This is a genomic window from Listeria valentina, from assembly GCF_011800755.1.
Classification (GTDB): domain Bacteria; phylum Bacillota; class Bacilli; order Lactobacillales; family Listeriaceae; genus Listeria; species Listeria valentina.
In genome coordinates, this window is the sequence record NZ_JAATJW010000059.1 from 1 (window position 1) to 14,914 (window position 14,914).

A 14,914-nucleotide genomic window follows, 5' to 3' on the forward strand; every position below is an offset into this window, starting at 1 on the left:
CTTATTCCGTAAGGAAAAGAAATGAAACATTTAGGGAAGATCATTTATCTTTCTAAAATATATTTTACGAGGAGGGAATGTTTATGAGTAAAAACATCGATGAAAAACTGATCGCAGATTTTTCTAAACGTGTGAAGGAAAATCCCACAAATCAAATTGTACAGGATGCCATCATGAAAAGTGGGATCAAGTCGGCAACTGAAAATGCGGAGGTTGTCCGGAAATTGCAGCCTGTTTTTTCAAACGAAGTCAAAACTGACAAGGTAACGAATCAAAAGCAAAGCGGCCGCTGTTGGATGTTTGCTGCCTTAAATACGTTTCGCCATCACATGAATGGAGCGCTTGGAATTCAAGATTTCGAGCTTTCACAGAACTACACGAATTTTTGGGATAAGTTTGAAAAAGCAAATTATTTTCTCGAAAATATCATTGCGACTCGGGATGAAGATGTAGATAGTCGCACGGTCTCATTTCTGCTTGAAACGCCGCAACAAGATGGCGGGCAATGGGATATGATCGTATCGCTCATTGAAAAATATGGGGTTGTACCAAAGAGCGCTATGCCGGAAACGTTTCAAAGTTCTTCTTCTCGCGATTTAAATGAACTCTTAAACGCACGTCTTCGTGCAGCAGCTGTGAAGATTCGCAAAATTGCGCCAGAGGAAATTTCGTCGCTCAAGGAAGAAGTTCTTGGCGAGATTTACCGCATCCTCGTGTTCTCGCTTGGGGAACCGCCTAAAACATTTGATTTTGAATATCGCGATAAGGACGACGTTTTCCATCAAGATTTAGGATTAACGCCGCAAGCTTTTTATCAAAAATATGTCGGCATCCCGCTAGCTGACTATGTTCCGGTGATTAATGCGCCAACTAAAGATAAGCCTTTCAACCGCACATTTACGGTTGAATTTTTGGGAAATGTGACAGACGGTCGTCCCATCAAATATCTAAATGTGGCTAGTGAAACGCTTAAAAGCTTAGCGAAAAAACAAATTTCATCTGGAGAAACGGTTTGGTTTGGCTGTGATGTTGGTCAAAGTTCCGAACGAAAAAACGGGGTTATGGATCCAGCCATTTTCGATTTTGAAACGGCTTTTTCGCTTCATTTGGGAATGTCGAAAGCGGAGCGGCTGGACTACAAGGAAAGCATGTTGACGCACGCAATGGTATTAACGGGTTTTAATGAAAAAGACGGAAAAGTTGACCGCTGGAAAATCGAAAACAGCTGGGGCGAAAAAGTGGGCGCAAACGGCTATTTTGTTGCCAGTGACGCGTGGATGGACGAATTCACCTTCCAAGTGGTTATCAACAAAAAATTCTTGTCGGATGAACTCGTGCAAGCTTTTGCAGAGGAACCCATCCAACTCAAGCCATGGGATCCAATGGGTTCGCTTGCTGTGTTTGAATAAGTGGTTCACTAGCTGTTCCGAATGAAAAAAGCTTTTCCAAAGAGGGATCTATCATCTTTGGGAAAGCTCTTTTCATAGACTATAGCAACTCATCCAACCATATGAATAAAAAAGAACACGCTGCCTTGGAGTGAACCAAAAAGTTGAGTCAGAAAACTAACTTTTAAAGATCGGTTCATTCGTTCAGCGTGTTCTTTTTATTCAAGTATATGCTAAACCATTTTTAATACATACAAGTAATATGATGCGCATTAAATCGTGCTTCGGTTTCTTCATCTAGCTTAAAATCGGTAATCAAATAATCAATGTCATGGCAAGCGAGACTTTGGTGCATAAATTTGTGATTCATTTTTTCTTGTGTCGCAAGTAAAACGAGTAAGTTGGATTGCCTGCGGTATGCCTGTTTGATCAGCGCTTCGCCTTCGTGCGTTTCTGTCGCGCCTTTGTCAAAATCAATCCCACGGCAAGAAACAAAAGCGATGTCCGCATTGTAAGTTAAGGCGTCATTATAAGCTTTAGCCCCGTTAACTGTGTAACGTTTCGGCAAAATCGAACCGCCTAAAATACTGACGCGCGCACTTGTGAATTCGGATAGCATTGAGGCTGTCATCACACCATTCGTGATGATTTGAAGCCCTTCAAATCGACTGAGTACTCCTACCAGATAAAGCGAAGTTGAACTGGAATCAAGAAAAATAACCATATCATCACGGATAAGTGATTTTGCTACTTCTGCAATGTATTTTTTGTTTTCTTCATTATTGAGTTCGTTCATTTTCATCAAGTACGGAATATCAATCTTCTGATTGTCGATAATCATGGCGCCGCCTCTTGTTCGCCTCACCAGTCCTTTATTTTCCAAATGAACTAGATCACGTTTTACGGTTGCTTCGCTGTAATTGACGAGCTTAATCAAATCTTGAATCCGAGCAAATTGCTCCACTTTTAAATAATTGACAATCTGCTGCTGCCTTTCTTCTGCAACACTTAACATCGCCTTCACCTCTTACTCGTTTTCTTGCCTAAAGTTAATAGTGCTTGCTTTGCCCGATCGTGTTTAAAATTTTAAGTTTATGGCGCACGGCTTCTTTTACTTTTTCGTTCGCTGCCGGATAAACTTGGTTCGGTTCGTACATTCCCGGGTTTTCATTCAGCATCCGATGAATTTCTGCAAAAAAGACGCTCTTTAAATCTGAACTTAAATTAACTTTCCCGACGCCATAATGAACAGATTCACTCACTTCCGCATCGGGATTCCCAGATCCTCCGTGTAAAACAAATGGGATATCTAAGCGCTCATGCAACGTTTTTAAAAGTTCGATGTTAAGCTCTGGTTTTTTATCTTTTGGATAAAGGCCATGAGCTGTTCCAATCGCAACTGCAAGCGTATCAATCCCCGTCTCTTTCACGAAATCTTCAGCTTGATCGGGGTCTGTATAAATAATAGAATCCGCTCCACCTTCTGCCGAGCCATTATTCCCAATCGTTCCGAGCTCAGCTTCTACGGAAACACCCACTTTATGTGCAAGCTTCACAACTTCTTTAGTTAGCGCCATATTTTCTTCGTAAGGCGCTCTTGAAGCGTCGATCATAACGGAGGTATAACCGTTTCGGATGGCTCGCATCACGTCTTGAATCGTTCCGCCATGGTCCATGTGGATCACAACTGGGACGCGGCTTCTTAGTGCATATTCTTTTACGGTTGCAATAAATTCATCTCCTAGATAGGCAATTTCATCTGGATGGATTTCTAAGATGACAGGGGCATTGTTCGCTTCTACTTCTTCCATGATAGCCTTTAACATGTCGTAACTGCAAATGTTGAAGGCAGGAACAGCAAATTCATTTTCATTTGCCACTTTTAATAGTTCTTTCATGGTCATTAACATTACACATTCACCTCTTGTTTTATTGGTTTTTCTTGCTTAACTGGACGCTTGAGCAGCCCAACCATCACTGCTGTCACGATGCTTCCTAAAATAATCGCAAGCAGGTAGATAAAAACATGATTGATGACGCTTGGGATAAATATCACCCAAATGCCGCCATGTGGAGCAAGTGAAGTTACGCCCGCTCCCATCGAAATAGCTGCAGCTGTTGCAGATCCTGCCATTAGACTCGGAATTACCCTCAGCGGATCGGCTACGGCAAACGGGATCGCGCCTTCTGTAATATAGGATGCTCCTAAAACCCAGCAAGACTTTCCTGCCGTTTTTTCCTCTGTGGTGAATTTGTTTTTAAATAATAACGTTGCAAGCGCAAGTCCAAGTGGTGGCACCATTCCTGCCGCCATACACGCCGCAATCGGGGCATTGACGCCAGCTGTCATTAAGCCAATCGAAAAGGTTGAAATCGATTTGTTAATCGGTCCGCCCATATCTGCTGCCATCATCACGCCAATCAGTAAGCCGAATAGCACGCCAGATGTTTCTCCTAGTCCATTTAGCCAGCCCGTCAGTGCCTTAAGCAACCAAGAAATTGGAGTATCAATGACGAATACCATCGCGAAGCCCACAATCGCAATGCTTGCAAGTGGAACGACAATCAATTGATAAATCGAAGCAATCGATTTCGCTACTTTGATTTTATTTGCAAAGAAATGAGCTAAATACCCAGCTAAAATCCCGCCAATCATTCCGCCAAGGAAGCCTGAACCGCCCGCTGTTGCAAGCGTTCCGGCAACAAGTCCTGGTGCAAAGCCTGCTCGCCCAGCGATCGAACTTGCAATCCCAGCAGCAAGCGCCGGCACCATTAACGCAAAGGCTGTATCTCCACCAATTTTCGAAAAGGCCGCGGCAATCGCATTGTAGCTACTTGAGTCGGGATTAGATGCGTCAATACCAAAAGCAAAACTAATTGCGATCAAGATCCCTCCGGCGATAACAAATGGCAACATGTAGTTAACGCCATTCATAAAGTGGTTATAAATTCCTGCTTTCTTACTTCCGTTCTTTTCTCCGTCTGTTTTACTTTGTTTCGCTTGAATAAGACCTTTTTCTGCTAATGTTTCTTCAAGTACTTGATCTGCTTCTTTGATCGCTTTTGAAGTAGAAATACGCTTGATTTTTTTACCGGCAAATCGACTTAAATCAATATCTTTATCAATAGCTAGAATCACATAATCTGCCTGCTCAATTTCTTCGGCTGTTAAAACATTTTCAACTTTTGCACCTTGTGTTTCGATCTTGATTTGGTAACCCAAATTTTCTGCTGTATTTGTCAGCTTTTCTGCTGCCATATAAGTATGTGCAATTCCAGTCGGACAAGCTGTTACACCGACAATTTTCATGTGAGACGCCTCCTTTTAAGTTAATACTTCGCTAACACTTTTGTAATCTTTCGTATTTTTCAACTCTTCTTGAAATACGGAGTCCATTAGTTTCCGAGAAAGCTCGCTTAAAATCTCCAAATGTGTATCTGCAGCTTTTTTCGGTACAGCGATGATAAAAGACCATTCAACGGGTGATTCATCGAGTCCAAAATAATCCGTCATTTTCCCGGAATGAACAAAAACAATCAACGGTTCCGTTACTTGTTTACTTTTAGCATGTGGAATGCCAAATCCAGATTCAATGCCTGTTGAAGTTTCTGCTTCCCGCTTATAAAGATCTTTCACAAATTTTTTACCGTTTAAAATGGATCCTTCAGCCTCAAGACGTTCAGCTACTTTTGTAAATAATTCTGCTTTTGTCGTAATTGTTTCATCAAAAATAATACGATTTTCATTTAATAATTCCATGATACTCATGCTATGAACCTCCTAACAAAGTAAGCGCTTTCCCTTGTTTGTCTTAAGAATAGCATGGTGACCAGAATTATTCAATGCTATGAATTAAATATTCATAAAGCTCATTTTTTTACGTTTTTTGCTCATTTTTTGATCGAAATCGTTCATCGATTTGAATTATTATTTCAAAAACATTGTAAACAGAAAAAACTAAATAATATTTAAAAATCATCATAGAAAAGGCTTTCATCAATCGTTCGCGACTCAAAATGGACTTTTCAGGTATAACGCGTTTATTTTCACGAATTCGTGCTATATACACCTGTGAAATAGTTCATTGTTTCACAAATTGTCTGTAGGATCGGCGATGAAAAGCTTTGATAAGCAAATGGGAAGCATCGTCACAATGCAGATAAATCCAACAATAAGGAGTGTCAGACGAAATGGAAAATATTCAAGACAAAGTAATCATTATTACCGGTGCCTCTTCTGGAATTGGGATGGAAAGCGCGCGACTACTTGTAGCGAATGGCGCTAAGGTGATGCTGTTTGCAAGACGGGAAGAACAGTTAAAACAGCTGACGAAAGAACTAGGAGAAGAAAACTGCGCGTATGTTCTTGGAGATGTTCGCTTACCTGCTCAAGTTGAACAATTAGTCCAAGAAACGATGAAGCGCTTTGGGAAAATTGATGCCCTTTTTGCTAACGCTGGAATTATGCCGGCTTCTAGCATTAGTGAGCGCAAACTTGATGAATGGAATGCAATGATTGACATCAATATAAAGGGAGTATTAAACAGCATCGCTAGTGTTTTACCAAAATTTGTCGCGCAAAAAAGTGGCCACGTGGTTGTAACAAGTTCTATCGCAGGCAAGAAGGTTTTCCCTGGAAATTCAGTTTACTGCGGGACTAAATTTGCAGTTAAAGCGATTGTTGAAGGCTTAAGACAAGAATCGATTGCGGAACAAACCAATATAAAAACTACGCTTTTATATCCAGGTGCGATTCAAACTGAACTGCTTGAAACGATTTCTTCGAAGGAAGACCGAGCAAACTGGGATCGTTTTTATCAAATTGCCATTTCACCAAAATCGGTTGCTGAGTCCGTTCTTTATGCGCTATCTCAACCTAAAGATGTTGGCGTCAATGAAATTACCATTTTGCCAGCAAAGCAGTCCTAAGTTTACTTTTTCGCATCATCCAATCTATTTCTATAAAAAAGTCATGCGGATTTTCTGCATGACTCAGACTGTCGAAAAACGCCAATTCCTCCGCGAGAAAGCAGAGGGATTGGCGTTTTTTTCTATGCTATAAAAATGGAAAAAGCAGAAGCCAAACAGGGTTTCTCCCATATCCATAAAGCAAGCTTTTTCAGATTCACGGCTGTAAAAGTAAGCGTGGCTTTTAAGCTCACTTTCGCCAAACCGCGATAAGCGGCATAACGCAACGCATATCATGGTTCTCTTTCGCATCTGCAAAACGACGCACATAATTTTTCCCGAAAGTCAAAAAATGCGTGATTTCATCACCTATAACCCAGTGGTAAGCTGTATTGGTTTCGATTTCCTTAATCGTTTGCTGCACGGAACGAATTCCAAATAGATATTGAATCAGCACAAGCCTCATTAAAGCAAAGGCTCTACACTCGATCTTCCTATTTGTGAATAGGTGTGTTCCACTAACGGATAAATAAAATCAAAGTCTGCTTTTCGGACCAAATGATCTTCCGGCACTAAATCGTCCATCGAAATGGTTACCGATTGGTGACGGATCTCGTCATGATGTTTCGGGTACATGTTCATTCCTCCAGTTTTATACAAGTTCTATCACAAGTAGATCTAAAAAAGACTGTAAACAAAGTTTTTCACTACTTTGTCTACAGTCTAGGCTCTCAAATCAACTTACGTTTGCGTGCAAATAAAAATAGATTTAATTTTTTATTTCTTGCTTATTTTACATTAACGTCAATTGCTTGATAGAACGCATTGTTTGTATCAGCAATATTCCAAACTGCTAAAATTACATTGTAACCTTTTCGATCACTTGGAATGTTGATTTTTTGTTCTACTTCCTTAGCTGGAAGACTTCCGCCGTCATCAATCGTTGCAATTTTTTCGAAGTTTTGAATGTTGAGTGGCGCATTCGGATCCCAATTGGATTTTGTCATGTAATAATCCCATGTAGTTGTCCGGTGCTGCGCTGTTAAATGCCAGTTGACTGTTAATGTTCCCGTTGTGATATCTGTTTTATGCCATCTGGTTGCTGTTTGTTCATCAAGTTCGCTAAAACGAGCAATGCCTGCACTGGCAAGCTTTCCTGTAATAAAAGTGTTTTTAAGCGCTTCAACGCTTTGTGGTTCATACTGCACCGCGCCAACGTTTTTATTTAATGGGGCAAGTCCAGTATCATTTGTAAATGAAGTACTCCCAAGATAAGCACGGCTTCCCGGTTTTGTTACATAACCGTGTGCATTGGCAGCGCTTGCAAAACCAGCGAACGCAAACAACAAAATAACCGCAGACATTAGCATTTTCCAAAAATTTGTTTTCATCTTTTTAATCCCATCCTTTTCTCTATTTTTATTTACACTCTGGATGAGCCCGCCATCCTATTACATTATAAAATTTTACGATCAAACTCTCAAGAGATACACGGTATCACATTTTTGGTTGTATAATGATATTTTTTGACATTGACAAAAGCAATATTTCTCTAATTAAAAATAGATTGGCGTGTCCATTTCTAGACACTTTTCACCCTTTCGTATGATAACAGACAAAGAGCCTAGGGGACCCCTAAGCTCTTCACGACTATTTTTCTGTTTGGGTATCGCTCACACTTGCTGCTTCTTTCATATCCAACTTTTGATTCATTTTGATAAACGGTAAATAAAGGAAAATATCCAAAATGACTAGCGCCAATGTGAGCACAACAGGGCTAAAATGGAATGCCCCTAAAATCCATGTGCTGACAAAGATGGGCTCATTTCCTGAATTGAGTACAACGAGCGGCACAACCCAGCCAATTTTGGTCACCACATAAGCAATCACCGCGTTGATCACCGGTACGAACACCCACGGGATGAAGAAAATTGGATTTAACACGATCGGCAAACCGAAGATAATCGGTTCATTGATGCCAAACAGGCCTGGAATAAAGCCAAGTTTCGCGACCGAACGGCCACTGTAATTTTTAGGGGTAAACAACAGGATGGCAAGAATCAAGCCAAATGTGGCTCCGGAGCCACCAATCATGGCGTAGACATTTGTCATGGTATTCGGCGCAATACTGATTTGCGAAAAGTCATGATGCTCCGCAAATTCGGAAACATTTTTAAGAAATAGAGGCAACCAAAATGCCGAAACCACGCCCCAAACAATGTTAAAGCCATGCAAGCCAAAAAACCATAAAACTTGCATCAAGATAATGACAATGATGATCGCTGGAAGTCCTGTCCCAACATCGGTTAGCGGCGCGATAATCACTTGGTTGATTAAATCAAGTAACGATGTGTATCCAAGCGTCTCAATCAGAACTCGCACAATACCAAATAATAGAAGTACGATGGAAATTGGAATCAGCGAGAAAAAGGAATTAAATACGTTTGGTGGAACTCCTTCTGGCATCTTGATAGTAAACTTGCTTTTAGCTAATTTGGAATAAAGATATACGGACAAGAAACTAGTAATAAGACCTGTAAACATCCCTTCAAAACTGAAAAAATTATTGGCATAGCCGGCAATACCTTGTTTAATATCTGGTGAGGATACAAGATTTGGAACCATCACCATGTAAGACGCGAATGCTAACAAAACAACTAAAATCACATTCATATTATCATGTGTTTTCTTGAGTTCCTTCGCATAATTGTAAGATACTGCGAGGACAATGACGATTGCGACCATGCCAAGAGTAGCCTGTCCAATTGAACCAAACAAATCAATCAGCTTTGGAAGAATACCCGTTGTAGCGTTTAGGTGCTTGGCAAGAGCTTCTAATTGCATTTTGATCAAGTTGGAAAACGAACCAACGACCGTGAACGGAATCGCGGCAACAAAGGCATTTTTAATTACTTGTAAAACGGTATTGGCTTCGATTTTGCTGGCAATTTTGATCATATTATTTTGTAGCTTATCGAGTTTCATTATTTACTCACCTTTCTACCCTTTTTTATGAATTAAATGGAAAATTTCACCGCTTACAACTTAAAATCTTTTTTTAGCAAGAAAAATAACGCCTAGTTTGCGTACGCTGAAACCGAACCAAATTCTCACGTTTCATTCTGAAAACCCACCTTTGAATTTATCCGTTAAAATTTGCTCCGACATGACCCATTGCCGAATAGTCGACTGATACATATTTTGATATTGCCGATAGATCATGTCGAGTTCAATTAAAATCGGAATTTGCGGCGAAACATTACCAAGCGTATCTTCCGCTAAAAGAGAAGCTGCAAAAAGCGTTTCCGTCGCAAAAGGGATGATCTCCGCTTTTTTATTCGCCGTAATGAGCAGCATCTCAACACCATTTTGCTGCGCGATTTTAGCGGCTTCATAAAGCGTCTCATCTTCCCCGCGCAATGTCGAAATAATGATTAAATCACTCGGATCAGCAAAATGTGCAGTCATCAAAATCGTGTGCTGGTCACTTGCTACACGGACAAATTTGCCAAGGCGGGAAAACTTAAACTGAAAATCCCCACCAGCAAATGAATTGAAGCCCATTCCCCAAAAATTGATCGTTTTCTTGCTATAAATCGCCTTGCAGAAATGTTCGATCACATCTTCTGCAAAATTGGTATCACTTTGTGTAGCCAGCGCGTGGTAGCTTGCCGTTACACTTGATGAGACAGGCACACTTTCTTCATCATCTTCAAGCGATAAATTGTAAAGGAAAATCAGTTCCTTGTAGTTATTCAAGTTGAGTTTCTTGCAAAAGCGTGTGATCGAAGAAGGCGAAACAGCAACGGTTTTCGCCAGTTCTTCAATTCGCAAAATCGGCTTTTTCGAAACAAAATAATCCGCAATCACCTGTTCTACAGCGGTAAAGTCCATTCGGTGCGACTCAATCAACAAAAACAAATTGTCTTGCAAAGCTTTTCCCTCACTTTCTTAGTTAGGATAAACCACGATCGTCTTGATTTCTCCAGGTTTAAAGTGTCCAAGCGAAACATCTTTTGTGAAAATTTTCTCGGTGAGGGCTTCGCCGTTTAAATTTGTGAACGCCACCTTCATTTTTCTTGGTAAATGAATTTTTTCTTCTGGCACTTCTTCTGTCATGCTTGGGTTGTAGAAGCGGATCGCAATGCCATCTTTGCCTGTTTTGCTAAATGAACTAAAAACTAACTTTTCAGGTGAAAGCTGCCATTCTAGCGGTTTTTCGACTTTTTCGGGAAGCGGGTTTGAAACAAAGTATTTCAGCGCCGTCGTGAAGGCATTCAAGTTTTGAATTTGGTAATACGGCTGGCTGACAGCATAATGTTGGTAATCTCGCATAATTTTGGCTGGATCATAGGTTTTATCGAGCACAAGTGCAAATTTAAAGTGCAATTCCTTTTCTAGCTGGCTATTTGGTGTTTCCACATAGCGATACTGGTTTCCGGATGCGTCTCCAGGGCGACGGATCAAGTCGGGCCGTCCTAGATACCCCACGCTCCTGAACAAAGTTACAGCCATTTGATTAAACTTCTCGCCGACAATTTGATACTCTTTCATGCCTTTAGCAAGAAACGTCCAGCTACTTTTCACATTGTGCAAATTCAAATAATGCAGCATCGGGAATATCGCTGTCGGCTCCTCGCGCCAGTTTAGTTCCTTCCAATCATGCAAATGTGGATCGATCACAGGGCGGTTAATGGTTCCAAATGGTGTATCAGTATAGGAATGCTTCGCTTGGATATCCGTTTGGACGATCAGTCGCATTCTGTGATCTTGCGCGCGATTATCCATTTTCAAATTAAATTCGATTCGCTCCGTATCCTTCGCGAGCCTCACTTCCATCCGGTAAGGAATCTCAGCGCTCCGCTTCCCGGCCTTGCGATCTTCCAAGTCACGCGCAACCGCAAAGGTTCCGGATACGAATAAACAGTTTTCTAGTTCGCCAATTTGGCTACTTACTTCAGCACCTGCAAAATCAAGGCGATAAATGTCATCATGATAAGCAGGGGAATAATCATAAGTATCGCCTTCGTCCCCACCATCTTCTAGCCAAAGAAAATCGGCATATTCAGCTCCAGATGCTTTATCCACGAGTGTTGCTTTCCCATTTTGAAGCGTAAAGCAATAGCGCTCGTTTTCGATGGTATGCCCGGCAGTGCGTCCAAATTCGGCTTGCTCCGCTACTTCTTCCACTTGGCACGTTACGAAACTAAGTCCCGGGATTTCAATTTCAGCCGATACCGTATGCACATAATAATATTTTTCGGGGTCATACAGTGACTCATCGCGCTTAATTTCGCCACGGTAGCGCTTCTCCGTGTTCAAAATCTGACAAGCCCGTTCCTCCCCTTCTTGCCACAGTCGAATGGATGGTGTCGTGACTGAAACCTCAAAACGCGCGGTTTTTCGGATACTATAAGGCAAGGTGTTGTAAAAAACAAGATCATTGGGCTGCGTCATTTTACGGGATTCGGCGATTTTCCTTGTTAAATAATCGACAGCGGAGTAGGAAAGTTCATCTGCTTCTTTAAAACGTTCATTGATGATTTGGTTGGTCGCGTCACTGTTACACCCCCCAGCACTATCGTGCGCATGATTGCGAAGAAGGAGCTTCCAAATTTCTTGTAGCAATTCTTTTTTATATGGAATACCGAGCGACTCTGCCATGACCATAAGCGGTTCTAACTGGTAAACCAGTCGTCGCTCCAACTTGTCATTCATATATTTTTGATCGTAGCGCGAGGAATAAATCGAACGATGGATCTTCGAAACAGAGCTTGAAATAAACTCACCCGTCACTTTCGGCAAATCCTTCCCGTGAATTGTTTTAAAATATGCTTCATAGTGACTTTCGCTTAATTCAGTATCCGCGAGTTTTTCATTGTAAGAAGTGATCCGGTCTTTCAAGTTGAAGTCAACAAAGCGCTGGTCCCCGCCGACTGGAAGTAGTAACTGATCCGTACCTGCACCTTTAGAGATTTGCGCAACAAGCGTTTCCGGTTCCTCTTTTTCAATTAAACCGACGCCAACAAAATAACCATCTTTGATATTAGCGACCGTCACATCCGAACCGTCTTCGCTTGCCCAAATAAAATCACGCGACTGTACTTTTTCATTTGGGACCCCGCGCCAAAAAACCGCATCGTGAATGCCCATCCCACGATAAATCTTCGGCATATCTTTTCCTTGCCCGAACGAATCTGGCAGATAGCCCACCTTCATAGCACCACCTAGCTGTGCTGCACGTTCTAGCCCGATCTGCAAATTGCGTACAATCGATTCTCCGCTGATCACCAGTTCATCCGTTTGCGTATACCAAGGCCCAATAAATAGTTTTCCCGCTCGAACAAACGCTTCAAGTCGCTCCTTATTTTCCGGACAAAAACGCAAATAATCATCGACAATACTCATCTGCCCGTCTAACAAGTAATAACGAAGCCTTCCCTCTTCAAGCGCGCGAAATACCTCATCCATGTGATAAACAAACTGAACCGAAGACTCATTCACCGTAAAATACCATTCAAAATCCCAATGCGTGTGGGCAATCACGTGCACCTTTTTCGCCATATCCTTCACCTCTTAAACTTCAATTTCATCCATCAACTTTACAAGTTCTGCGGGATCATTCGCCGTAATCAATGTCTCGCGAAAACCGTCATCGATCAGCTTCCGCGCAATCAAACTCAAAATCTTCAAGTGCTCACTTGCACCTTCTACAGGAATCGTCAGAGCGAGCGCTACTTGAACAGACTTTTGATCAAGCGCCTGCCATTCGATCGGCGTCTTATATTTCACAAGTAAGAGACCCGGCCTTAGAACCGTTTCACTTTTCCCATGTGGAATCGCAATCCCATCCTTAAATCCCGTTGTCGATTCTTGTTCTCTTAATTTCAAAGCCTCAACAAAATCCGCTGCCGACTTCACATAGCCATTTTGATAAGCCACATTCGCAATAATTTGGAATGCCTCTTCCTGTGTAGTCGCTGTTTCATCAAAAATAATATTTGCTTCATTAAAAATTTGGTTGTTCATTTCCTTCACTCCTTAGTTCTTCCTCATTTGGTGGCGCAACTGGAACCGGCTTCCTTGAAAAACCGATAATCAGTGCTGTAACCGCAATCCCAGCCGTTATACAAAGAATCCACGATAAAAACGGAATCGGCTGATTATCAATGTAGCCAATAAACGTTCCAAGCGGCGATCCAATTCCACCAAAGAAACGCGCCCCTGAAGCTGCCGCAAGTCCACCAGCAACCGCTGACCCTGCAACATTCGCGATAATCATCCGAATCGGATCTGCTGCCACAAAGGGAATCGCGCCTTCCGTGACGCCAACAAGTCCCATCCCAAGCGCCGCACTTGCGGCCACTTTTTCATCTTTCGAAAATTTGTTTTTAAAGAAGCGCGTCGCCACCCAAACGCCAAGTGGAGCAACTGAAATAGCTGCTTGAACAGCCGTTTGCGGCACAAAGTTCGCATCATTGACCCCATATTTCGCAAGTGTATCTGTGAAAATCGCCGTTGCAAATACGAGCGCAGTTTTATTTACCGGTCCACCAAGATCGAAGCCAATCATCGCCCCACAAATCATCCCGATAAGTAGTGGCGCACTGCTGTAATTGTCATTCAACCAAGTGAGCCCTGCATACATCTTATCCATTCCAAAAGCGATTGGCTCTCCAATCACGTAGAAGACAATCAATGAAATAATCAAAGTAGCAATGAACGGAATAATCATGATCGGAACAATTGGTTGTACAATTTTAGGCCACTTAATTTTCTTAAGCAACTTCACCATGTAACCAACAATAAAAGCAACAATAATCGCTGCAATAAAACCGCCGCCTGCTTTCGTTCCGAGTAGTTCTGGGTCATTTGCGATATACGCACCAATCATCGCGGGCGCAATAGCAGGTTTATCCGCAATGGATTTAGCGACAAAGCCCGCAAAAAGTGGAATCATCAATTTGAAGCCCACTTGCCCGACTTGGAATAAGTGCGACATGAGTAGCCCCATCGACGTTTTCGTATCGAAGTCCCATTCCACGATCCGCCCCATATCGTCACGTTGAAACGCATACAAATTGGCGATCGTTAAAATAAGACCTGCCGCAATAACCATCGGAACCATGTACGAAATCCCGCTCATAATGTGCGTAAAGAAATTCGTTTTTCCTTTATCATTCCCGATTTGCACTTTCCCAACTTTAGTCCCTTTTTCCCCGAATATTTTGCCTTTTTGAACAGCCGTGTCAATGAGCCCCGCCGCATCTTCAATCGCAGCAATCGAACTCGTTTGATAAAGTTTCTTTCCTGTAAAGCGCACCATATCCACGCGAATATCTGCTGCAATAATTACGAGATCCGCTTGTTCAATTTCTTCTGATGTTAATTCATTTTCAGCGCCGATCGCTCCATTTGTTTCTACTTTTATATTAAACCCTAGTTCCTTGGCTGTTTTCTCAAGCGATTCCGCAGCCATATATGTATGCGCTATTCCTGCTGCGCAAGCCGTGACAGCAACAATGTTTTTCATAGTCTTTCTCCCTCCTCGTAAAATATATTTTAGAAAGATAAATGATCTTCCCTAAATGTTTCATTTCTTTTCCTTACGGAATAAG

General features: G+C 41.8%; 12 protein-coding genes and 1 pseudogene. 2 read left to right on the forward strand and 11 right to left on the reverse strand.

The genetic code is table 11. The features are described from left to right. Nucleotides 1–83: 83 nt before the first annotated feature. Entirely contained in the window at nt 84–1,409 is a 1,326-nt protein-coding gene (locus HCK02_RS11160) for a C1 family peptidase (RefSeq protein ID WP_208970473.1), read from the forward strand. Nucleotides 1,410–1,632: 223 nt separating this feature from the next. On the opposite strand, the gene HCK02_RS11165 is transcribed toward HCK02_RS11160, so the two are convergent. From HCK02_RS11165 to HCK02_RS11180, 4 genes are read right to left on the reverse strand one after another with little or no spacing between them, the layout of a single operon-like run. After that, entirely contained in the window at nt 1,633–2,403 is a 771-nt protein-coding gene (locus HCK02_RS11165; protein WP_167630192.1) for a DeoR/GlpR family DNA-binding transcription regulator, read from the reverse strand. A gap of 34 nt (nt 2,404–2,437) precedes the next feature. Continuing rightward, complete coding sequence (locus tag HCK02_RS11170; protein WP_167630193.1) at nt 2,438–3,298, reverse strand: ketose-bisphosphate aldolase; 861 nt, start codon at nt 3,296–3,298, stop codon at nt 2,438–2,440. Then, nucleotides 3,298–4,698 (reverse strand): PTS fructose transporter subunit IIC, encoded by a 1,401-nt coding sequence (locus HCK02_RS11175; RefSeq protein WP_167630194.1) that lies wholly within the window; start codon nt 4,696–4,698, stop codon nt 3,298–3,300. The genes HCK02_RS11170 and HCK02_RS11175 overlap by 1 nt, the downstream gene beginning before the upstream one ends. 15 nt (nt 4,699–4,713) lie before the next feature. Further along, nucleotides 4,714–5,157, reverse strand: a complete 444-nt coding sequence (locus HCK02_RS11180; protein ID WP_167630195.1) for a PTS sugar transporter subunit IIA — start codon at nt 5,155–5,157, stop codon at nt 4,714–4,716. A gap of 422 nt (nt 5,158–5,579) precedes the next feature. On the opposite strand from HCK02_RS11180, the gene HCK02_RS11185 reads away from it, so the two are divergent. Then, on the forward strand, nt 5,580–6,317 hold the full coding sequence (locus HCK02_RS11185) for an SDR family oxidoreductase (protein WP_167630196.1): 738 nt from the start codon (nt 5,580–5,582) through the stop codon (nt 6,315–6,317). 289 nt (nt 6,318–6,606) lie between these two features. Here the strand turns inward: HCK02_RS11185 and HCK02_RS11190 are convergent. From HCK02_RS11190 to HCK02_RS11220, 7 genes and pseudogenes are all read right to left on the reverse strand, one after another. After that, nucleotides 6,607–6,932, reverse strand: a pseudogene (locus HCK02_RS11190) (transposase); the annotation flags it as partial. Nucleotides 6,933–7,084: 152 nt separating this feature from the next. Beyond that, complete coding sequence (locus HCK02_RS11195) at nt 7,085–7,687, reverse strand: lytic polysaccharide monooxygenase (protein ID WP_167630197.1); 603 nt, start codon at nt 7,685–7,687, stop codon at nt 7,085–7,087. Nucleotides 7,688–7,946: 259 nt separating this feature from the next. After that, nucleotides 7,947–9,281: a PTS sugar transporter subunit IIC gene (locus HCK02_RS11200; RefSeq protein WP_167630198.1), complete on the reverse strand. Its 1,335-nt coding sequence runs from the start codon at nt 9,279–9,281 to the stop codon at nt 7,947–7,949. A gap of 132 nt (nt 9,282–9,413) precedes the next feature. Next, nucleotides 9,414–10,229, reverse strand: coding sequence for a MurR/RpiR family transcriptional regulator (locus HCK02_RS11205; protein ID WP_167630199.1), 816 nt, complete (start codon nt 10,227–10,229; stop codon nt 9,414–9,416). Nucleotides 10,230–10,247: 18 nt separating this feature from the next. Continuing rightward, nucleotides 10,248–12,860 carry a glycoside hydrolase family 38 N-terminal domain-containing protein gene (locus HCK02_RS11210; RefSeq protein ID WP_167630200.1) on the reverse strand — a complete coding sequence of 871 codons (2,613 nt, stop codon included), beginning with the start codon at nt 12,858–12,860 and terminating at the stop codon, nt 10,248–10,250. Nucleotides 12,861–12,872: 12 nt separating this feature from the next. Next, a complete protein-coding gene (locus tag HCK02_RS11215; RefSeq protein WP_167630201.1) occupies nt 12,873–13,325 on the reverse strand; it encodes a PTS sugar transporter subunit IIA in 453 nt (150 codons plus the stop codon). Further along, nucleotides 13,306–14,829 (reverse strand): PTS fructose transporter subunit IIC, encoded by a 1,524-nt coding sequence (locus HCK02_RS11220; RefSeq protein ID WP_167630202.1) that lies wholly within the window; start codon nt 14,827–14,829, stop codon nt 13,306–13,308. The genes HCK02_RS11215 and HCK02_RS11220 overlap by 20 nt, the downstream gene beginning before the upstream one ends. Between the last annotated feature and the right edge of the window lie 85 nt (nt 14,830–14,914).